Raw genomic sequence first — 20136 nt, forward strand, 5'->3', positions numbered from 1 at the left:
TCATTCTCCTCCACTACATTTCTTATTTATATTTACATAATTATTTCTACTTTCGTTACCTTACCTTCAACATCGTTTAATTCTTCAAAATGAAAGTTAACTACTTTTACTACATTGTCGTCTTCGTTAAGAATTTCATTTCTTCTTATAAAGTCACCAGCACTAGAAATGTTTATTAGTATTTTCTCTGTTGTCCCCTCTGTCAACTCTTTAAGTATGTCAGCCCCACCTAAATTAAGATTAAACAACTTTCCTTTAATGTCATTAACTTTAATATTATTAAGGTTTGTTTTCATTTATATATTCCTCCCCGCATTGAATAATTTGTGTCGATTACTAAACACAATATCACTTGTGTTTACTTAATAGGTAACTATCCTTAACATAGTCCAGATAGCCTTTACTAGTTTCTTGCGCCATATTGTGGAACTGTTTCCAGTCTCCCTTAACTTTCTTCATTAATTGCCTTCATCCTTTTTTGTAAATCTTCTCTGATATCTGATATTGATGCTTTTTCTAGATTCTTTATATACTCATTATCCATACCTTTAATAAATTCCTGATGGGTAGAGATAAGCTCTTTTAAATTATTTAAATCATCTTGAGTTAAAGTTTTTGTAAGGAACCTGTTGTATATATGGTTTACCTCATTAGAGGAATAAAGCATAAATTCAAGAAATTCAACTGAAAAACCTAAATAAGGTCTTAATGGCTCTTTAGTATATTCTAAAAGGCTAAATGACTTTATTGTTAAAATATTTAGAGGAATAGGATCCATTATTCCCTCTACTGTAGCATCTGAAAGTACATTAATTTGATTAGCAAAGGAAATTTCATTATCGATGAATTGAAGGTATAAGTCCCTTTTAAGTTGATTCTCTTTCTCGATCTTTTCATATATCAGGTACGATTGAGCAATTAGTATTAACAATATCAAACCAATTAAAGTTTTGATAAAAATTTTTTTCATGAAAAGTATCCACCCTTATATAGTTCTTATGATGTTTAGCAAAGGAAATCATATCATGAAATTATAGTCGAATTAACTATGTAAATAATGTAATTTTTATGGAATTTCATCTTTATTAACAAACACAATGTCCATTAAGGTTACTACAATATTAGATTTATGCAATATTGCTCAAAACATAGAGAAAGACGCTGTTCAGTATCATTTCTGAAAAGCGCCATATTGTGGAATAACCACTATTTAATGCTAAACAGTGACTATTTAACTTTTTGATAAATTTAAAAGAGTTTATTTACATCATTGTTAATTGCTGGTTTGGAATAAAGTTTGATCAAAATGGGCTTTTCCCCTATTTTTAATGTGAATTTTTATAAAAAAGTTCGATCATTTTCTACTTCGGTTGTTCCACAAGCGCGCCAATATCGTTGAATAATATTGTCATGGCCTTAGGACTATACGACTCTTTAATCATTGAGCTTCTTTATCTGTTCTCTAAAGTTAGTGATATATTTTCTCCTTTTAGTAACTTCAATTCCACAAACAGTTTTTTTAAGATAGGAATCTAAGAAACCCATATGTATGAGAAAAATGGAAAAATGGAATAATAATACAAACCTTTCAAAGGGGATGTTTTATTGTTGAAAAATAAATTTATTTTTATTGGAGTAATTTTCACATTGACTATATTAGTTGTAGCAATTTATTTTAGTAATCATTACAAATCTGAGACAGTAAAAGCGCAAACCCATATGCTTAATAATTCAAATGCCAAAGATGAGTTACTTGTAGATATATTAATTCTAGATATTTTTAAAGCAGTAAAAAATCAATATAAATTAAGTAAAAGCACTCCAATTGGTTTCGGTTTAGGCAATTTAGAGGTTTTTAAGAGGCAAGAAAACGACAATACACAATATGATGTGTTTATCGATATTGAAATTTATAAAAAATATGAAAATGGACTCAAGAGTTGGTATAAAGATACTTTAGAATATAGCGTTAATTTTGACCAGGGACTTAAATTTGAGTTGAAAAATTATCAACAAAATGGCTGGGATTAATAAACAAATGCTTATGTAAGGTATTCAATTAGGAAACAATTGTTGCATAACAGTTAATTTTACCCCAACCTAAAATAGGAGGGGGTATGAGTGTATAAAGTATTAAAATGTAACATTTCCTTATTGCGGTGATGACAATTTCGTAGGTACAACTCCTTAATTGACACATTTTCTATTATGTTTCATATAACTACTTTAGCCCTCATAACAAGAGTCTTGGTACTTAGACCATGTAACAGCGTTTAAGTGCAAGAAAAGAACTCAGGGACAGAAATAAGAAAAGTATATACTTTACGGCACCCTGTTTTCTGGTAAACATTCTTCTTCAGGCTTCATTTCCACTAGATTCCACTCTTTAAGGCCTACTTTGCGAAATTGTGCAATTTCTATGTCAGTACCATTTGTTAATATAAAAAATATAAAATAATAATCAGCACCATCGTTACCGTGAAAATAGATATGTTTAATATATCCATTTTTTATGGTTGGGAATCTTTTCTGAATCAACTTGCACCATTGCCCATATTTCACATTAACAACTGATTCCGCGTCATGTTGCCATAAGTGGTACGGGGCGCATAGAAAATCCTCAGGATACTGCTTCAAATGTGAAATTCGGTAACCTTCTTCTTCATGAACAAGTTGAATAAATCCGTAAGAATAACCAAAATATTCGGCTCTCTTGCCTTTAAATCCTTCAATTGTTTCAATTTCATAAAAAAATCTTATGCCCCGTTTTAGATCGGGCACCCTACAAAGCTTGATCAAACTCGTATGCCCAATACCAGCAAACAAATCAAGATAGTTTTCATAACTCACTTTTTTTTTATAGTTATTCGATAAAAAATTGTAAGCAAGTGGAAATGGAACTCGTGCATTACCAATAGTTCCACAGCTTCGCCCGCCCATATTTTCGGCTTCACGCAAAATACTAAAATAATTAAGAAGGGTTTCTTCAGGAGTTTTAATCAACTCTGGGGGTACCTGAATTTGATCATGAGTTTTTTTATAAAAGGGCTTGAAGAACTCCGAAGTTTGAAATCTTAAATTTAAAGTTGGTAAACTTGATGGACGAAAATATTTTTGATGATACGCAACTGAGTCGATTTGATTCCGTAATAACATATTCATCACCTCATACTTTCAGCTTATGGGCGAACAAAATATATGTGAAGGACCAGTATCTCTCATCGTTGCAACAATTATATTTAAGAAAATCGACATTCGCTTTATTAAAATTAGTTATCTGGTTTATGAAGATACGATATATAATATCACTTGTGTTTACTTAATAGGTAACTATCCTTAACATAGTCCAGATAGCCTTTATTACCTTCTTGCGCCATATTGCGGAACATCTTTATTGGAAATTGTACAGATCTAGTGAAGAATAATAAAGGTGATTAAGATCATATATGAGTAAAGTACACAAGTGTATTGTCGTCTCGCCACCTCAATTAACGGAGTTTGAAATTGCCAGATATAATATCTACAATTACTTCATGATCGCCAGACCCAATGGTACCAATAATTCGATCATTAGATTTTTCCTCATAGCTGACACCATCTAATTTAACTGCCCCATTACCTGAATTAGCTTTAAAATTTATATAAAGTGAAGACGGGGCATTTACGTATTCAATATTTACATTACCACTTGAAGCATTAGCAGATATATTACCAGAAGATTCCTCATTGTGTAAAGTAATGTTTCCAGATGAACTATGTGCAGTTACATTACCTACTACATTTGTTAAATACATGTTACCAGATGCTACTTCAAAAGATGAAGTAATTGCTTGCTGTTGATCTACTGTTATATTCCCCGATGCTGTTGATGTGTAAACTTTATCGGCTTGCATGTCTTTCATTTTAATATTTCCTGATGCTGCTGACACGTTCAATTGATTTGTGTTTAATTGTTCAGCTTCAATATTTCCTGACGCTGTATTTATTGTTACTGATTCATATACCTTTGTAGGTAAGTAAACTGAAACAGTAGTATCCACGATAGATACGCCAATATTAAAAAACGTGTTAGGATCTTGAAATTCTACCTTTAACAAATCACCTCGTTCTTCTACATTAAGTTTAAATTTATCCTTCAGTTTTTCACTAACTCTACCATTCACCTCAATGATAAAGGAATCATCGTCAGAAGGCTGAACCTCAATATCAGTTGATGGGAAGTCAATGTCTATTTTTTTGATCTCTTCATTCTTTACTTCTTTTTTTTCAAGTAAATCTACAGTATTAAAGGATAACCCACCTGTGGCATTTATTGAAACAACTGAACCGATTATTCCAATAAATAATACAACAAGTAACCCTACCAACAGCTTTTTCATGCTTTATTTCCTCCTGTTATTCGTTTATAAGATCTTGCTTTCAATATTCCAGCCAATCCTCAAAAAAACTAGTGTTATCTAATTTAAAATAATATTGAGTAAATCGAACAAACTCTTCCGTGTTCACGTGTGAGTATGCATATGTTTCAAAGTATGCTTTTAAAAAGTCTGTTGCATTATCCTTCATTCCATTGTCTTTCAACAATTCCCATATTTTCATAGGAGCTACACCATAATATAATCCTAATAATTTTTGCTTTGTATTATCAAACACAGAAACATTCGCAGGTTCAGTAATTAAATTATATTTAATTCGATTCGAGTGCTTTTTTGGGAATGCAAAAGCCTCATTCTCATGAAGCCCGATATGATCATAGTAATAATACGATGTAGCAAAAGTCGTCAGGCCTTCATCCAACCAACCCTCATCATAAGGGTTATTGCTCACAATTCCATAAAACCATTGATGAGCAATTTCATGAACAAGTGAATGAATTGATGAAATGGTAACAACTCCAGGGTATTCCATATTTAAATGATTAACCAAAATAATATCTAATTGATTATGAGGAAAAGAACCAACTTTCTGATCAAAGTATGCTACAGACTCTTTAGCAGTTTCCATTATATTTTCTATTTCATCAGTTCTATCAGGTGAGACAGCTACTCTTATTTCAATACCATCTACACCATCCGTTTGAACGACCATATCATTCCGTAAAATTGTCATATACATTTCTTTTATATTTTCTGCACTAAATTCTCCTGAAGTTGTGTTGGAAGGTAAGTCTTGTTCTGAGGAACTAAATATTGTATATCCTTGTGGAATTTTAAAAGAAACATTGTAGTTAGAATGGGTAGTGTGGTAGGATTCTGGGACTGGGAAATAATCATTTTTATTCCAACCTGATTCATAATTGGCTAACATCGGATACCACTGTGCTAAGTGGTAGTTTCCTCCTTCTTCACTAAAGCGGAACCCTCCTTTAGGAGTATTAAATTCATATGCAATGCGAACTATGGTGGTGTCTTTAGGCTCCAACACCTCCTCTAACTGAACCTTCAAAGTATCGTATTGCAGTTCATATTTAGCATTTATCTCATTTAAAGTTACATTATTTATGAGAGCGTCTGAAGTATATTCTAATTGATAACCATATAGATTTAATAAATCTTCATATCGCTCATTCCCCGCAGTAAATACATTCGGAATAAAATAAAATGTAAGATCGGACCAATTATCCTCAGATAAATTCTCAACCTTTATCTCAGCTTCTGCAAAAAATCTCCCGTCTTCATTCATCTCAAAATCGATATGATAGTTTGCGTAACTACCAGCCGGTACAGGGTTTGGCAAAAATTCTGGTTCCACATTCACTTTCACAATGTTAGAAAGTATATTTGTGACATTTGAGATAATGTCTCCTCTTAAGTATTGTTCATTATTGCTTAAGATAATAATGACAAGTTCTGAATCAAGATCACGATAAATATGGGATACATATCCTGGTGCATTTCCTGTGTGTTCAACATTATTTCCTTTTGTAAACCAGCCGTAACTATATCTAAATCCAGATTCGGAATGAGAAGGATCAATCTCAGTATAAGGACCATACATCTTATCTATTGTTTCTTTTTTTAATAATTTTTCAGAATATAAGGCTCTATCCCATATTGCTAGGTCACTTATAGACGTATACAAACCCCCAGCAGAGTGGTGAAGGGAATAATTGTATCGAATAGGATAAACATCATTTTCAGAATTGACTTTTTCATACCCAATAGCTTTATTCTTTTGAATGTCCCAGTCAATACTATAACCCGAATTCAACATTCCTAAAGGTTCAAAAATATTCTGTTCTAAAAATGTTTCGTATTCATCGCCCGAGATTTGTTCTATGATCAATCCTAATAATATATAATTTGACTCACTATATTCATATTTTTCACCAGGCTCAAAGTTAAGAGGAATGTCATTATATATAGCAATGGTATCTTCTGCAGTTGGCAACGGAGTATTATTAAATTCAGAACTGTTATCAACATTCTCAAAAAAACTATTAAGATTCTCAATAACTATTACATGATCTGAATTTACAATTCCAGATGACATCGATAATAGGTGATGAATCGTAATTCCTTCCCATTGAGTAGCTTCAGGAAAATAATCAGTTACTAAATAGTCAAGTTGAAGCAACCCTCTTTCTTCTAGTAATAAGATCGCTGCTGCTGTAAATTGTTTAGTCAAAGATGCCATAATGAATTTAGTATTTAATGTATTGGGGATATCTTGATCATAGTCAGCCATACCAAAAACATTAGAGTATATTTCTTCACCTTCCATCCCTATATAGACAGCTCCTGAAAAATCAAAGTCTTCTTCAATTTCAGACATAGTATTAGCAATTTTATTATACATCCCTTGATTTAATTCACTATTTTCTCCCGATGATATTGGTGTTAATTCACTACTTTTTTTTGTAGAGTTCTCAGCAGAACATGCACTTATAACAAGTACAAAACTAATGAACATAATAAACAAACTTTTTTTCATGTGAATCCCCCTTGTACTTTTTTGATGATACGTGAAGCGATTAAATTTGATTAGATATAACTAGGCTTCACATAAATTGATTGATTAATCAATCAAAATTATACCATGGATTTTTTTGAAAATAAAGAAATCTTTGTAAAAATTTTATTATTGTTTTTTAGGATGTAAAATATGGGCCTGATTTGAACGTTCCCGTTACTTTTTCAATATAGCTCCATTTTATTAACCACCATATCTATTGTGTCGTATAGAATTTTTTAAATCCCGCCCCTTGTATCGGAAAAGGGATTTGTCTATTTTCTATATAGTATTAGCAAGCTAATTAAGTCAGTCTTGAATTAAGAATCTCCTTACAATTTATAACCAATAATGATTAATCAAAAATACTTGTTATTCCACAATATGGCCCTAAAATGAATAATGGTACATATCTATATTTTAGATATGCACCATAACATCCAAAGTTATTAAAACTTGCTCGCACACTTATTGAACTCTACCACCTGTTAGTGAAAGATAATTTATGCTCTTATTCTATTGGTATATAGATGTCTGTCTTACTCTTCTTTTTAAAATCTTTAGGTGGCTCGGTAACATATAATTCAAATGGAACAGAATCTCTAGGTGTATATTTATCACTTTTCAGTATCCAGTCTGAATAAGCATACTTCCAAGCCTGTTCATACTCACCTAAACTTAGCTCATAATGTAATACAGCATATTTCCCGCCAAACTTCATAGTACCAATTATACCTTCTTCTACTATTGTAGTATTTGAGGGAACAGTCATTGCGACACTAGTTCGCAAATTATTAGGGTCAGTTACGAATGGATTGTCATGGTATATAGTCATTACTTTTGTGAAATTTTCCTTGATTAAATCGTATTTCTTTGCGAATTTGAAGAGTTCATTGAACATGTTACGACTGTTTTTTCTAAACTCTGTGTAAGTACCTTTGAAGCGTATATATATGACTTCCACTTCATAATTCTCCACTGTAATCATTGGCTTTTCCACAAAATCAACTCCTTTGACATTAGTTTAGCGAAGAATACTTATGAATTCTTGTCGTTTCTTGCTTTTCTAAATTCCAATGGAGACATCCCTAGATGCCTTTTAAATGCTTTATTATAGGTACTTAAATCATTGTAGCCATATCGAAAAGCAATATCAGTAATACTTAAATCGGTGCGGACAGCGAGGAATATTCCAGACCGCTCTATCTTTATTCTCGTAACAAACTGTTTGACAGTCTCAGAACTATACTTACTAAATATACGATGGAAGTGATACTTGGACATATTTGCGTTATTTGCTAAATCATCTAGTGAAATTTTTTCGCTTAGATTTTTCTCAATATAGTCTTCAGATTTGTTCATTAATCTAATATATTCATCCATTCTACACACCAACCAAGTTTTTTTAATTATAACTGAATAGATTTAGTGAATACCAGCTAAATATCTCTTCAAATTATCAACTTTTGAGTAGTCAAATTTATATTTTCTTTCTTTTTCTATGGTATTGAATCTATTAATTAATCTGCCGTTACTTTTAGCGCAGAATTTCACAAGCTCTTCTATATTTTAACCTACAAATCCAAATTTCTTTTAAGGCATTGTTCTAGAATATGGCCCAATACAAGAAAAAGACGCACTGTTAAATAAGTGCGCCAGATTGTGGAATAATATTTAATTAGTAAACTTTATTCCAAGACCCTTTCAATTCATTGGAGAAATTTTTCGATGTGGAGGTTGAATGTAGGTTGCTGTACCCCTTAAGTTATTGTCACATATGCTTGTATAACTCTAAAAAAAAGAGATTTAAACTCAATTATATTAAGTAAACTTCTTCCTTTTACTATCTTCAATTTACCAAATATATCTAATTAAAATACACTTTGTTTAATTATTGATGAAAAATTGTTTGTACTTTTTTTCTAATTTTGAATAATCCTTGTCGACCCATTTATTTTCTAAAAAATAATCTAACATCCGCTTTGCATTGTTTCGTTGGTTATTTTTTAGATAAGAGTCTATCACAAATGTGAAATCTTGGTGAAATGCAAAGCCTTTTTTATATTCTTCATCAAAAACTAAATCAAAGTAGTAGGTTGCTTGCTGATAGTCCCTTTTCTTCGCATACCATTTTCCTAGAATAAACATAACGTTCCTTTGTTCATCCTCATTAATCATCATATTAACTAAGGCATCTTCATATACTTTTTTTTCTTTATTTTTCAAACCAATAATACTATATATAAATCCTCTATGAATAACATCCTTATATTTTCTTATTCGTTTAAAGAAAAGAAAGTACACTACAAATAACAGGAATATCAAATTTAAGATGTGTAGTATCATCCTTATTTCAGCCCCCTAAATTTTACTTACTAAATAGTTTTCTGCTTTCTTAAGAGCTTTATCAATATTTTTTCCGACCCAAGTCTTATCAAACCATTTTTCATAGATACCAACTTTTGAAGCCCAGTATTGTATTTTCCTTCCCCAAGCAGGGAGCCAGGAACCTATAGCTTATACTAGATTATTGCGCCACATTGTGGAAAATTCACAGATTATAAAACTCCAATCTACACCAAATACTAAGTTCTATTTATAACAATAGTTCCAGCTAATAAATCATGAAAAGCACGATTATCTTGTCGCAAAATCACCATAAAAATGCTTATGATTAGAAGTATTCCAAATGAAATTAAATAGAGAAAACTTCCACCTATATATCTAATAACCATTGTTCCAATTGTAACCTTCTGGCCATTTGTTTTTACTACTCTGATACCCATTAAACGCTTTCCTATTAGATAACCATTCCAAAATACAGGTAATACCATCACATATAAACTGGTTATAATCTGAATTAGAAGTAAACCCTCTTCTGATTTAGTTATCAAGTAAATTGGTAGTGAAATAAACAAGAATATAAAGACGCTATCTATAAAATATGCAAAAAATCGCAACGCTAAATTGGCTGACCTCGGTTCCACTTAAACACTTCCCTATAAATAACTTATTTTAGAAAAGTATATCATCTATATTCTTTTTCGATTACTTCCAAATTTATGAAAGATAACATCTTTTTTTAACATAAGGCTAAACTAATAATACCTAGAAGGTAGTCTCTCTTTAATCAAGAAAGGCGCCATATTGCTGAATAACAATTTCAATTTGCATTTTTATACTTAATCTCGTAAGTTCTTTCTGATATCCTCTCTCTAACACAAATTCAGAGATGAAGCTCAAATTACCATGGAATATACGATTTCTAAAACTAGCTAAACAAAACATTCATCTTATCCTTCTTCTTAATCAATATTCTAATAGCATTTCCGGTTAATATACCTATAAGGACAGCTATAGAGTAAAAGACAATCTCCATTCCAGTTCATCCGCCACATAAAGAATAAAGTTCAAAGTGTAGCCTTTGCATTTAAAAACGAACTATATTCTTCAATAAATAATTGAGCCTCTTCTAAGAATGGATAATGATTACTTTTTTCAAATATTATCAATACTGAGTTAGGTATATTCTCACTCATTTCAAGAGAGTACTTTATCGGACATTGTACATCATATCTACCTCAAATTATTAATGTGGGTGTTGTTATAAGTTTCAATTTTTTGGTTACATCATATACTTGCACTTCTCTACTAAAGTAGTTCAACCTAATTGCTGACATTTCTTTACTAATTTTTAATGGAAAATATTCATCATACCTTGCAGGTTCAAATAAAGATAGTTTTGTTCTCGCAACTTTTAGTTTATTTCTTTCTTCTATTGATAAATTGGGCTTCTTCAATAATTCACTTAGTTCTTGCATTCGTTGGAATTGTGGGTGTACTGAATTATAAATGCAATCTATTGAGAACGTCATATATTCCCTTGCTGCTGCCCCAACTATAACATTGAAATTTAAATGGTCAGAAAAATAAATACCATAAATAATACCCAACATTCCTCCCGTTGAATGGCCTGCAAACCCCCACCTTTCAAAACCTAGGGATACACGGATTGCTTCTAAGTCAAAAACAGTTTCCAATAAGCTTAACTGATAGGGTTCATTTGCCTTTTCTGAATTACCCGCCTCTCTTAAATTTACTAAGATCACTTTATTAAATTGGGTAAATGTCTCTGCAAAATAATCTCCTGTCTCATTAAATTCAGAGTAATGGTGAGTAACACAAAGAGGTTCCCCATTACCCTTTGTATATATTTCAAATACACCACGCTTTGTTACGAGATGTTCCCTTTCCCATTTCTTCATACAAATCCCCTTTTCCTAAATTCTTGTACCTTCCCTAATTACTCCTTCCTAAACTTTAACATCATCTATTAATTTTATTATTCAACAATCGGTCCTAAAATGATTAATGGCACATATCTATATTTCAGATATGCGCCATATCGTATTATGAGGTCAGCCAGTAACATTTCTGGTTGACCTATTTTTAATAGGTATTAATCTTAAGGTAGCCGGGGTAGAACGCTAGCCACATTGGGACTCGATCCGTTCGGCAAGACTGTTCAACTCCTACTTGTAGAAACAGTTTATCCTGGTAGATTAACCTTCGTAATATAAGCTTAGCAAGAAGTATGGTTCAAGTCTTATCCCCTGTATCATATCGTTAGTCCTTTTAAGAAATTCCACGTGTACCGATCATCGCACACTTTGTAATTCTTATGGCCTTCTTTACGTAATAGGGCACCTAATTCCCCTTTTGTTATGATCACTCCAGTCACTCCAGCGTCTTCCAATATCTCGATCATATCCTCACTTGTCAAAGAGAGAGCGATTTTCATTTTTTTTAGAAGAAGATTATTCACATGTTCATACGTTAATGCTTGTCGTTCTGGCTGTCCCGGTTTTGGCGTGGTAAAGTTGATAAACGTACTGTTCAGAAATATTTAAAGCAACAGAATAAAAAAGAACCAGTAAATAATGTGCTTTCTGAAGATCTAAAAGGATTTAAATTCGACAAACAAAAAGCTGAGCATGCAGAAAAATTCCGCATGACTCAGCTTTTTTATCTAAATTTATTACTTAAATGCTATAGTTTTTCCACTCATTCTAAAATTGTTTTGGACATTTACATTTATCAAGACGGTACGATTTTTTTATAAACAGTTCAAATTGTTGGTTTAGAATAAAGTTTGATCAAAAACATTTTACAAACCTTACGGAATTCGAGATAACTTGTTATATGATTTTCGATTTAAGCCCCCAATTGTGGAGAAAGGGTACATAAAGTCATTTCAATTTTGTAACTATTTTAATTTGAAGGTATATATTGAAATTTAATCCCATATCATAGGCCTCTCCAAACCAGCCATCCGTAAATATTGTAAAAATTGACCTGCATGAACTGCATCGTGATAGGCAATCCGCAATAGCATGTCTCCTAAATATCGCTGGTAGTCAACATCACTTCTATCAATTAGTCTTGATTCAAACTCCTCTTCTGAAAGCGATTGGACATATTCTATAAAATCATCAAAATACTGATTTGATAATTCAACCTCTTTTTCAACTGAAACAATTGGTTCTTGAAAGTATGGAGGAGCTGTTTTAGTCTTAACCGATCCATTATTTCTTATAATCATATGGTAGTCAAAACTGCCACTCCATACATGTCGAATCATCTCTCCAAACGTCATCGCATCCTTGTCTGGCCTCCAAGTTATCCAACTATCAGGAAGAGACCTCCATAGTTTAATTGAGCGTCGACGTGTTTCTTTCAAATTCAATACACTAAGATCAATTACATTCATATTTAATTTCTCCTTACCATTAGATTCATGTTGATTGTAGGGGTCCTACCAACAAAAAGAGCAAAACATACGCTAAGGAAAAAAGTGTTGATATATATGGGTATTCCAATAATGACCGTTTTTGATGCTAGAATCTGTAGAGCTACTTTTTCTCTGATTATAAATTCAAGACCCAAAACTTATTCTCTAAAACAAAGTACCCTTTATATCGAAAGAAAACCCTTTTTGGTACTGTCTTAGCGTATGTTTTCTGCGAAATGTTGGCGTGACCCCATTGTAGCAAAATTATAATTAGGGTATCATCAAAATATGAATGTTTATCCGAATATCTCATATATAGCAAAACTAATTGCTGAACCTACAAGAGCAATAATTTTAGATTGTTTAATGAGTAATCAGGCTCTTCCTGCTAGTGAATTAGCTTATATGGCTAAAGTGTCACATCCAACAATTAGTTCTCACCTCTCTAAATTAGTCGAAGGTAATCTGCTTATTGCTGAACAACATGGTAGACATCGCTATTACCGACTTGCTAATCAAGAGGTTGCAGAAGTTCTCGAAAAATTAGGGACAATCGCACCAACTGTTCAAGTACGCTCTTTAAGACAGTCTGATCAACTAAAACAGGTTCGGTATGCTCGAACATGTTATGATCACCTTGCCGGAGAGCTTGGTGTAAAGATAACTGAGAAGCTAATTGATAAGGAATTTCTGACCTTGGAGGACGGGGAATACGTTGTGACTAATCAAGGCAAGGCGTGGTTTTTAAATTTTGGAATTAATATCGAAGAGGCAAATACAAAAAGGAGAATATTTGCAAAGCCTTGTCTTGATTGGAGTGAACGGCGTTATCATATTTCAGGTTGGCTAGGGTCTGCGATAGCTAAACTATTTTTTGAGCAAGAATGGATTACAAAAGTAGAAAAGAATCGAGCGGTACATCTTACAAAAAAGGGTACAAAGGTATTGCAAGATCAACTGGGTATTAACATGAATAAAGAGAAAAATGTTGGTTTGGAGTAAAGTTTGACAAAAACATCTCTCAAACATTTCTATTTTCCCTAACAAAAAGAAGCCATTTTGAAAAAGATTGATCAAAATGGTTTCTTCTCTTGAAGGTTAAATGTAAATTTTATAAAAAAGTTGTCTCAATTTCTACCTCTGTTATATCATCGCGCCAGATCGTGGAAGTCACCTTTCCAAGTTCTTTATAAATCTATAACCAGTTATTTCATAGCCGAGAAGTTTATATAGTTCGTGTGCCTGTACTCTCTCTTCACTTATTCCACTAAAGAGATATATAAAATTAGCTCCTCTTCTAATTGCCCATTCTTCTACATGTTTAACCAAGGATTTAGCAATACCTTGACTGCGATATTCTTTTTTCGTAACCAACGCTGTTATTTGAATCTTAATTTTGTTACTTGTGTAAGTTGTATGACTGGTTATTCCAATCATACCAACAAGAACTTTTTCTTTTTCTGCAACAAAGGTGTAGCAATTCGGATTAGAGTCGACACGTTCCATTCTTACTTTCATATCTTCCAATAAACTAGGATGTCCCCAATCAGCCATCAAACTTATGAATTGTTCTAAATCATTAGATTCATATTCTCTTATATCCACTAAGTAACCACCTTCTTCCCCGATATTATATCTTCTCTTCCATGATTCTCTTATTCAAGATTGCTGCCCTTTAACTTAAAACTAATTATTTCAAATGTTCAATACTTAGACAATCCTTTTTTAGTGAATATCTCACCAAAATGAAAAATGACGCTTATCTGTTTCAGATTTGCGCCATACAATGGAATAAATATTATGCATTGTTTTCTAAAATAAAATTGTTATATAACCAATTTATAGCATCCTGAAGATGATTAGCTATATAGTCTATGTTAATGTCAAATCCAGCACCAAAGGTTCTTAATGTCCTCCTCTTTAAAAAAGGATAATTTTCAATTGTTCAATAATCACTACCTTATAATTTAATACCAATTATTTTGAATTGTTATCATTCAGGCAATCCTTATTACAGTGCATCTCTCTAAAATAAATAAGACGCTTATCTATATTTCAGATGAGCGCCATATCATATTATGGGTCAGCCAGATACTTTTTCTGATTGATCTATTATTAAAATAGTTAATGTCTTAATAGCATTTACCTCCTTCTTACACTTCGGAGCAGTTCCTCTGACTTATTTATAAAGGTTTTCCAATCACGGCTGATTTTCATATTCATTCCAAAACCCACATTTTGAAGTTTTGATTGTAAATCTTCAAAATCATTTTTGTCATTCTGTGTTAATACACTAAACTCATACAATTCATCGTGAGGGTATTGTCGTAAAGCAACATCCAGTTGCTCCATAGTCAGTCGTTCACCATTTGAAAGCCAGCCTGAATATTTACCAATCTTAGTTGCTACATCAAATCCATTTAAAACATCGCTTAATTGAGTTGTAACTAAGTTAGGGTCAGACCAATCATTCCTTTTTTGATGTTCTATTAAACCATCAAGTTCAACAAGTTTACGTTGCACTTCTGAGTAAAATAACTCTTTATGGACTAAACTCATTTTTTGATATCCAATAACCAACCAAACAATCAAAAGTGCGTTTACTACTAACGAAACAATAAAAATGGTTTTCTGTTTTTTACTCACATTACTCCCCCTTAATGAATGCAATATAGATTTGAGATTCTTTTCATAATATCAAACATTAATACATTATTTTACCAATCTAATTATACGGAAATTGTTTGTTTAAAGAAATAAAAACTAATAGAAGAATAGGCTATATTGCACCTGTTTTATCAATTATAGATCTAAATCAAAAAAACTTGTTATTCCACAATATGGCCCTTTTCTGGAATAAGAAAAAATCCGGCTAACCTTTCAACAGGATTTTTGATCAATCTTTTTTATAAGTTATCGAACTTTTTTACAAATAAAACTTGGTTTTAAAGCTACACATATTAGCCATATCCTTTTAATTTTTTGCTTTTTTATTTTAGGTCTTGAAAAAACTTCAACCAAAGGGGCAAAGCTTCGCATCTTTTTTATAAACATCGTGACTTTATTTCAAATCTACAATAAAAAGGGGTACCTCGTACCCCCTTTTTTGCTTGTGTTTACTAAACCTTAGTACCATTTAACATTTTAAGCATACTATTTTATAGGATCTCCAGTTATTATATGCCAATGAAGGTGCTTAGAATCTTGGTAATTACCTAAGCAAGTCCTATTGAGTACAAAAATAAATACCTTAAGAAAATTGTCTAGTTAGGTGTTGACAGTTCAAAATACCAATATTATTTTGGTAAACCTATTTCATTTAGCGGAGAATAACGGAACTTTACTTCTCCAACCAAATCCTTTTCTGAAATAAAACCGAAATTTCTACTATCTATACTATTTTTACGATTATCTCCCAATACATATAACATACCTTTTGGAACAGTTACTTTTAAATCTTCTGTTAGTGTATTTCCTCTAGTATGTATACCGTTATGTGCTGTTAAGTATGGTTCTTCAAAAATATCCCCGTTAATGTATAAAAAATCATCTTTTATTTCTACTGTATCTCCTGGAAGACCAATAATTCTTTTTATATAATAAGTATTTTCATTTGAAGTTGGAGAGTTAAATACAATCATATCAAAATGTTGTAGTTTACTTATTTTAGAAACTATTACTTTGTCTTTATTTTTAAATGTAGGAGACATGGAATCCCCCTCAACTTTTATTGGTTCAAATATGTATTGTCGGCAAACGATGACTATAACCAATACCAACAAAATAGTTTTTATCCAGGACCAAGCTTCTTTTTCAGTACTTACTTTCACCTATATCATCCCCTAAATTAATTGACTACATAAATGTCACTTGCATTATACACTCATACGTGCAGATAGATGTACACTGAATAGAAACATATTTTTTAAAATAGTCTAAACACTGAAATAACTGAGGTGTATGTTTGGTACGAAGGGAAGCAATAGGGCTTCCAATGGGGGCTTATCCTGCAATTAAATCTATCATATTTTTTTAGTTAGCAGTTTTACAACTTCATTTAACTATCCTAAATATTTGCATTCAATTTCTATAATTCACTTCCTATGATGATGTAGCAATATGACTGCTCATTTGAACGTTTTCAAGAGAGCTAACTTCAAAAGTATAGTAATTCCTTACTGTCTGTGTTGTAAGTTCCATCAAGATCTTATTTATTCAAAAAAACTCACCTATGCTGTTTACTTTGTTAGATAGAAAGATCTACTTCCAAATCATCATAAATAAATTTTATTCCTTACCTACCAATCAATTTTTTAGTCCTTGACTTAAGCATTGGACTGACACTGTATCTATAATTAATTGCAAAATAAAAGAACTTACACCTTACGGTAAATTCTTATACTTTAACTAACCAATACAGCATTTTATTTTGAATAGCACACCGTTTTTCGATGATGTTTTTTTTGGTTTTAAACTTGCTTACTTTATAATCCTATTTTTACAAGACAGATATATAAAAGTAACAGTTAATAAAATCAAAATGATCCTGTTTAAAAAATAGTACTCTGGAGAAATAATATAGTAGTAATTATTTGAATGTGCTCCGATAGAAAATATATAAAATAATCTTCCACCTGATAATAAATCTCCACTAAAATAAGTCAGAGTAATTAATAAACCAAAATAATTGTTCTTCGTTAATGATGTCATGCATAATAAAAAAGAAGAGAGAAATAATATATTAGGTATGAATCTTAAACTTAGCAATAAATTTGTAGTATCTAGAAAAGAAATATTACGATAATAAAAAACTCCTGAAATAAATGTTCCAATACAAAAGACAATTGTATAAATAAGATAGCGCTTCAACATCACATAATTAAATTTATTTTTATTCAAAAACATTAAATATTTATATGCACTGTCTTTATAATCATTATAAAATACAATAAATATTATAAATGAAGATAATAATGGTATAGTATAATCAAATAAATTATCAATACTTATTAGCTTATATTGATTTTTGATAGAGATAAGATAATCTGAAGTAACCGGATTAAATACGGAAAATATAAGAATTAGGGTAATAATACAGAAGGTTAATTTAATTTTCAAACCATTTGTATCATATATTTTAAAGTAATGATCTGCTAGAGCTTTATCTTTTTTGAAAATAAATGTAAGCATTCTCCAATGATATCTCCTTTTCTCGATTATTTTCTATATCTATGTCTAACCCTTCGGTGTTAATGTAGCGTACTTTGATTTTATCAGAATTAATTCTTTGTTGTTCGATAATAGTGAAACTATTTTTAATTTCAAAAAACTCTTTAATCGAGAGTTCAATAGTACGTATATTTGGTATGCTTTCTGCTAATATTTCATCTATTGTGCCATTATAACTTATATGCTTGTCTTTCAATATTAAAAGCTTTTTACTAAATAGCTCTACATCTTCAATAATATGAGATGAAATAATTGTGATTGCATTATCACTTATTTCTGATAGATAATTCCTAAATTCTACTCGTTGTTCAGGATCTAACCCTACTGTAGGTTCATCAATAATGATTAGTTTAGGCTTTCCCAGTACTGCTTGGGCAATACCAAGCCTTCTTTTATATCCACCGGAATAACTTTTAACTTTCTTATTAATTATAGGGCCTAAATTGAATTTTTCTACTACCTCTTTTATTTCTTTATTTTTATCTCTATTATTTGAATATTTGGAATCATATACATATGACAGAAAATCATAGCCTGTAATATTATCGTAAATTTTGAATTCCTGAGGTAAATATCCAACTAAATTAATAGGGTATTCTTTTGTATCTACTAAATTTATTCCATTTAAGGTTATTTTTCCGTATTTTGGTTTTTTTAATCCTGTTAATAGATTTATTAAAGTTGTTTTACCGGTACCGTTATTGCCTAATAATGCAAAAATGCCATTATCACATGTAAATGATACATTATTTAATATGTTTTTATTTCCATATGAAAAGGATATGTTTTCTACTGTCAATTTGTTTGTCATTTCGGTTATTCCCCTTTTCTATAATTCTAAATAATTTACCAGTAGTGTATCATCATTCAATTGAAAGTATTTATAGTAAACTGGCCAGATACCTACTATAATACGATTGTAATTTTTATTTTGTATTTGTGCTATCTCAGCATCAGAATACTCTTTACTCGATAATTGTTCACTTATATTATTCAAATGTTCATTAAAACGATCAAAGTTATAACTTATGGGAATAATATACTCTACTCCATATTTATTAACTTTTTTATATTGTCCTGCAAAAAAAGATATACTTCCTGTTTTACCTTGGTAAAGGTCTGAACTTATTTCAGTTAAATTAGAAAATAAAGATACTTGAGTGTTAGTTTTAATAGAAAATTCACTTATTTCTTGCTTTGAATTTTTAGGGTACCAATAAAAAATATTTCCGGGTAAGTTAATTGCATTTTTTGTAACATAAAAACTAGGAACCCCTAGATCATTATTTACAAAAATTGTACCTTCATACTTTATACTTAATGTTACTCTTTCTCCTTTTTTATGAGGAGTATGTACTACTAATTTATTGTTAGTAAATGAGTAATCAATTGGTGAATTATTCATCTTTATTTCTTTAATCTTGAATACTTGATCTAACAATAAAACTATTTCATCTATATCATTTTCTATTTTTATATTCATTAACATGTCGTTTTTAATTTTTTCAGAAAAATCAATATTCATATTATAAGATGTTATTAAATATAAATCATCATTCACAGTTGGGTACTCAAGAGTAAAGGTTTGTTCAGAGTTTATTAAATATTTTGTAGTTACAACAACTGAAATGATACAGCTTAGTGATAGACATAAATATATGAACCGTCTTTTGGTATTATGAAATAATCCAACTAGAATTATAAACATTAGAATAAGTAATACAATAAATATCTTATCTAATATATATTGAAGATTAAATACTAATCCTAATAAATTATTAGTCATAACTCTAAGATTGTCATCATATATATTTAACATTTTTTGAATTGCTTTATTGTCTAAAGTTAAAGAACGCCAAATAAAAAAACTATAAATAAAGATAGAAATTAGTGCTGACCACTCATTTTTAATAATACTCCCTATAGTGGTTCCTATTGCAGCTGCAAGTAAATTTGTTAATATCCATATTATTAAAAAATGTAGAATTCCTACTGTAGTCATATTAGAGTCAATAGAACTATTCTTGAAGATCATAATAAATAATATTGGAATAATAGAAATGACAATGCTTAAAAAAGTAGACGCTAATAGTACAATTGATTGTTTTTTTATAATATTTCTTTCAAGGAAATTATGTATTTCTGAATTTTTGTTCATTGTAATC

At 30.7% G+C, this 20136-nt stretch carries 18 protein-coding genes and 2 pseudogenes; 2 read left to right on the forward strand and 18 right to left on the reverse strand.

Annotated features, from left to right (window positions below; translation table 11 throughout):
- Nucleotides 1-32 precede the first annotated feature (32 nt).
- Together V1503_RS23840 and V1503_RS23845 are read right to left on the reverse strand one after the other, a co-directional pair.
- A complete protein-coding gene (locus V1503_RS23840; protein ID WP_410629644.1) occupies nt 33-296 on the reverse strand; it encodes a hypothetical protein in 264 nt (87 codons plus the stop codon).
- Between the two features lie 149 nt (nt 297-445).
- A complete protein-coding gene (locus V1503_RS23845; protein WP_410629645.1) occupies nt 446-970 on the reverse strand; it encodes a hypothetical protein in 525 nt (174 codons plus the stop codon).
- Between the two features lie 635 nt (nt 971-1605).
- Between V1503_RS23845 and V1503_RS23850 the strand changes: the two genes are divergently transcribed.
- The gene (locus V1503_RS23850; protein WP_410629647.1) at nt 1606-2031 is read left to right on the forward strand and encodes a hypothetical protein; all 426 of its coding nucleotides are present in this window, start codon (nt 1606-1608) and stop codon (nt 2029-2031) included.
- Nucleotides 2032-2322: 291 nt separating this feature from the next.
- Here V1503_RS23850 and V1503_RS23855 read toward each other — a convergent pair whose 3' ends face one another.
- From V1503_RS23855 to V1503_RS23900, 10 genes and pseudogenes are all read right to left on the reverse strand, one after another.
- On the reverse strand, nt 2323-3156 hold the full coding sequence (locus V1503_RS23855; protein WP_410629648.1) for a hypothetical protein: 834 nt from the start codon (nt 3154-3156) through the stop codon (nt 2323-2325).
- Between the two features lie 332 nt (nt 3157-3488).
- The gene (locus V1503_RS23860) at nt 3489-4379 is read right to left on the reverse strand and encodes a DUF4097 family beta strand repeat-containing protein (protein ID WP_410629649.1); all 891 of its coding nucleotides are present in this window, start codon (nt 4377-4379) and stop codon (nt 3489-3491) included.
- Between the two features lie 40 nt (nt 4380-4419).
- Complete coding sequence (locus tag V1503_RS23865) at nt 4420-6933, reverse strand: serine hydrolase (protein WP_410629651.1); 2514 nt, start codon at nt 6931-6933, stop codon at nt 4420-4422.
- 529 nt (nt 6934-7462) lie between these two features.
- Nucleotides 7463-7951 carry an AraC family transcriptional regulator gene (locus tag V1503_RS23870; protein WP_410629653.1) on the reverse strand — a complete coding sequence of 163 codons (489 nt, stop codon included), beginning with the start codon at nt 7949-7951 and terminating at the stop codon, nt 7463-7465.
- A 38-nt stretch (nt 7952-7989) separates the two neighbouring features.
- Nucleotides 7990-8334 carry a helix-turn-helix transcriptional regulator gene (locus tag V1503_RS23875; protein WP_410629655.1) on the reverse strand — a complete coding sequence of 115 codons (345 nt, stop codon included), beginning with the start codon at nt 8332-8334 and terminating at the stop codon, nt 7990-7992.
- Nucleotides 8335-8838: 504 nt separating this feature from the next.
- Nucleotides 8839-9297 carry a hypothetical protein gene (locus tag V1503_RS23880; RefSeq protein ID WP_410629656.1) on the reverse strand — a complete coding sequence of 153 codons (459 nt, stop codon included), beginning with the start codon at nt 9295-9297 and terminating at the stop codon, nt 8839-8841.
- A 239-nt stretch (nt 9298-9536) separates the two neighbouring features.
- A complete protein-coding gene (locus V1503_RS23885; protein ID WP_410629657.1) occupies nt 9537-9938 on the reverse strand; it encodes an RDD family protein in 402 nt (133 codons plus the stop codon).
- A gap of 423 nt (nt 9939-10361) precedes the next feature.
- Nucleotides 10362-11216, reverse strand: a pseudogene (locus V1503_RS23890) (alpha/beta fold hydrolase).
- Nucleotides 11217-11569: 353 nt separating this feature from the next.
- A pseudogene (locus V1503_RS23895) lies at nt 11570-11854 on the reverse strand (DUF1456 family protein); the annotation flags it as partial.
- Nucleotides 11855-12247: 393 nt separating this feature from the next.
- Nucleotides 12248-12721 carry a DinB family protein gene (locus V1503_RS23900; RefSeq protein ID WP_410629659.1) on the reverse strand — a complete coding sequence of 158 codons (474 nt, stop codon included), beginning with the start codon at nt 12719-12721 and terminating at the stop codon, nt 12248-12250.
- Nucleotides 12722-13030: 309 nt separating this feature from the next.
- Here V1503_RS23900 and V1503_RS23905 point away from each other — a divergent pair, with 309 nt between their 5' ends.
- Nucleotides 13031-13744 carry an ArsR/SmtB family transcription factor gene (locus V1503_RS23905; RefSeq protein WP_410629660.1) on the forward strand — a complete coding sequence of 238 codons (714 nt, stop codon included), beginning with the start codon at nt 13031-13033 and terminating at the stop codon, nt 13742-13744.
- Between the two features lie 168 nt (nt 13745-13912).
- On the opposite strand, the gene V1503_RS23910 is transcribed toward V1503_RS23905, so the two are convergent.
- From V1503_RS23910 to V1503_RS23935, 6 genes are all read right to left on the reverse strand, one after another.
- Nucleotides 13913-14347 carry a GNAT family N-acetyltransferase gene (locus tag V1503_RS23910; RefSeq protein ID WP_410629662.1) on the reverse strand — a complete coding sequence of 145 codons (435 nt, stop codon included), beginning with the start codon at nt 14345-14347 and terminating at the stop codon, nt 13913-13915.
- Between the two features lie 537 nt (nt 14348-14884).
- The gene (locus V1503_RS23915; protein ID WP_410629664.1) at nt 14885-15388 is read right to left on the reverse strand and encodes a hypothetical protein; all 504 of its coding nucleotides are present in this window, start codon (nt 15386-15388) and stop codon (nt 14885-14887) included.
- 650 nt (nt 15389-16038) lie between these two features.
- Entirely contained in the window at nt 16039-16572 is a 534-nt protein-coding gene (gene lepB / locus V1503_RS23920; RefSeq protein ID WP_214484805.1) for a signal peptidase I, read from the reverse strand.
- A 649-nt stretch (nt 16573-17221) separates the two neighbouring features.
- On the reverse strand, nt 17222-17932 hold the full coding sequence (locus V1503_RS23925) for a hypothetical protein (RefSeq protein ID WP_410629665.1): 711 nt from the start codon (nt 17930-17932) through the stop codon (nt 17222-17224).
- Nucleotides 17904-18782, reverse strand: coding sequence for an ATP-binding cassette domain-containing protein (locus V1503_RS23930; RefSeq protein WP_410629667.1), 879 nt, complete (start codon nt 18780-18782; stop codon nt 17904-17906). The genes V1503_RS23925 and V1503_RS23930 overlap by 29 nt, the downstream gene beginning before the upstream one ends.
- An 18-nt stretch (nt 18783-18800) precedes the next feature.
- Nucleotides 18801-19973, reverse strand: a complete 1173-nt coding sequence (locus tag V1503_RS23935; protein ID WP_410629669.1) for a hypothetical protein — start codon at nt 19971-19973, stop codon at nt 18801-18803.
- Nucleotides 19974-20136 lie beyond the last annotated feature (163 nt).

Origin of the sequence: Nanhaiella sioensis (assembly GCF_046557775.1) — a bacterium.
GTDB classification, from domain to species: domain Bacteria; phylum Bacillota; class Bacilli; order Bacillales; family SM2101; genus Nanhaiella; species Nanhaiella sioensis.

Excerpts from the sequence above, each read along its gene's own strand:
- V1503_RS23875 (WP_410629655.1), bottom strand. The coding sequence starts at position 8,334 with ATGGATGAATATATTAGATTAATGAACAAATCTGAAGACTATATTGAG.
- V1503_RS23935 (WP_410629669.1), bottom strand. The coding sequence starts at position 19,973 with ATGACTACAGTAGGAATTCTACATTTTTTAATAATATGGATATTAACA.
- V1503_RS23900 (WP_410629659.1), bottom strand. The coding sequence starts at position 12,721 with ATGAATGTAATTGATCTTAGTGTATTGAATTTGAAAGAAACACGTCGA.
- V1503_RS23905 (WP_410629660.1), top strand. The coding sequence starts at position 13,031 with ATGAATGTTTATCCGAATATCTCATATATAGCAAAACTAATTGCTGAA.
- V1503_RS23855 (WP_410629648.1), bottom strand. The coding sequence starts at position 3,156 with ATGTTATTACGGAATCAAATCGACTCAGTTGCGTATCATCAAAAATAT.
- V1503_RS23845 (WP_410629645.1), bottom strand. The coding sequence starts at position 970 with ATGAAAAAAATTTTTATCAAAACTTTAATTGGTTTGATATTGTTAATA.
- V1503_RS23880 (WP_410629656.1), bottom strand. The coding sequence starts at position 9,297 with ATGATACTACACATCTTAAATTTGATATTCCTGTTATTTGTAGTGTAC.
- V1503_RS23930 (WP_410629667.1), bottom strand. The coding sequence starts at position 18,782 with ATGACAAACAAATTGACAGTAGAAAACATATCCTTTTCATATGGAAAT.
- V1503_RS23840 (WP_410629644.1), bottom strand. The coding sequence starts at position 296 with ATGAAAACAAACCTTAATAATATTAAAGTTAATGACATTAAAGGAAAG.
- V1503_RS23925 (WP_410629665.1), bottom strand. The coding sequence starts at position 17,932 with ATGCTTACATTTATTTTCAAAAAAGATAAAGCTCTAGCAGATCATTAC.
- V1503_RS23865 (WP_410629651.1), bottom strand. The coding sequence starts at position 6,933 with ATGAAAAAAAGTTTGTTTATTATGTTCATTAGTTTTGTACTTGTTATA.
- V1503_RS23860 (WP_410629649.1), bottom strand. The coding sequence starts at position 4,379 with ATGAAAAAGCTGTTGGTAGGGTTACTTGTTGTATTATTTATTGGAATA.